Below are 1560 nucleotides of genomic sequence, written 5' to 3'. Positions count from 1 at the left end.
AATGCGCGCGGCTGATCGGCGACCTGTTCACCGACAAGCTGCGCTTCCCCTGCCCGGCCGCGACCATGCTGTGTCTCGTCTATCCCGACCAAGAGGCTGCATCGGCGAAGGCCGGCTTCAAGTTCATGCGGACAACCAGCCTCGCCGGGACCCGCAGCGCCAGGTTCCTGCCACGGATCGGGGAACAGGCCGCCGAGTGGCAACATGTTCAGGCTGAGCTGCAGGAAGGCCGCCGTCTGGTGCGCGTGTTCTACGGCGTGACGACCTATTCGCCACTTGGGTCCGGCGACCGCCACGAGCGGGCGATCAAGTCGATCTACAAGGCGGCAGGCTGGGACCTCACCGACGAGCGCTATCTGCAGATCCAGGGGCTTCTCGCGGCGATGCCGCTGACGCTAGCCGACGGGCTCGGTGCCGACATGGAGCGGCTGAAGCGGTTCAAGACCGTTCTGTCGACCACGGCAGCCAATATCGCGCCCATGCAGGGCGAGTATCTCGGAAGCGCCCACCCTCACCTGCTGTTCGTCGGTCGGCGCGGCCAGCCCTTCTTCTGGTCGCCGTTCGAGAACGAGGCGGGCAACCACAATGTCGCGATCTGCGGCAAGTCGGGATCTGGCAAGTCGGTGCTGCTCCAGGAGATGTGCGCCGCGCTGCGCGGCGCCGGCGCGCAGGTGGTCGTGATCGACGACGGTCGCAGCTTCGAGCATTCGGTCAAACTGCAGGGCGGGCGCTTTGTCGAGTTCACGATGAAGGCAGGCTTCTGCCTCAACCCCTTCTCGATGATCGACGCAGCCCGCGCCGCCGAGGACGAAGATTATCGCCTCGACTGCTTCGGGATGATCAAGGCGATCGTCGGGCAAATGGCCCGCCACAGCGCAAAGCTGACCGATACCGAGCGCGGGCTGATCGACCGGGCGGTCAACATGGTCTGGGCTGAACACGGCGCGGCGGCCACGGTCACGACCGTCGGCGAGATGCTGGCCAGTCTCGGCCATGACACAGCCGCAGACATTGCGACTGCGCTTACCCCTTACATGGCTGGCGGAACCTACGGTGCCTTCTTCGAGGGCCAGGCCAGTCTCGACCTCGATGCGGATTTCACCGTGTTCGAGATGTCCGACCTCGCGAGCCGGGAGGATCTGCGCAGCGTGGTGCTCTCTGCGATCATGTTCATGACCAGCCAGGCCATGACGCGCAGCCCAAGGTCGCTGCGCAAGCTGCTACTGATCGATGAAGCATGGTCGATGCTGAAGGGCGGCTCGATGGGTGAGTTCGTCGAAACCTATGCTCGCACCTGCCGGAAATATGGCGGCGCGCTTGCGACCGCCACCCAGTCGCTCAACGACTACTACAAGTCCGACGGGGCGACGGCAGCGCTCGAGAACAGCGACTGGATGCTGATCCTGCAGCAGAAGCCGGAGACGATCGCCGATTTCAAGGCGAGCAAGCGCCTCGACATGGACGATCGCACCGAGACGCTGATCCGCAGCCTCAAGCGCTCCGGCAGCGACTATTCCGAGGTGTTCATCAAAGGACCGGAGACCGAGGCGATCGGACGGC

General features: G+C 64.6%; 1 protein-coding gene. It reads left to right on the top strand.

Annotated elements, in window-relative coordinates; all coding sequences use genetic code 11:
• Positions 1 to 1560: DUF5934 domain-containing protein (locus tag AX692_RS11140; RefSeq protein ID WP_196491788.1), on the top strand; the 1560-nt coding region annotated here is incomplete at both ends.

It is taken from the genome of Erythrobacter donghaensis (assembly GCF_001557325.1).
Taxonomy (GTDB): Bacteria; Pseudomonadota; Alphaproteobacteria; order Sphingomonadales; family Sphingomonadaceae; genus Erythrobacter; species Erythrobacter donghaensis_B.
Note: the sequence above shows the minus strand (reverse complement) of the source record. Positions and strands in the feature narration are given on the sequence as shown.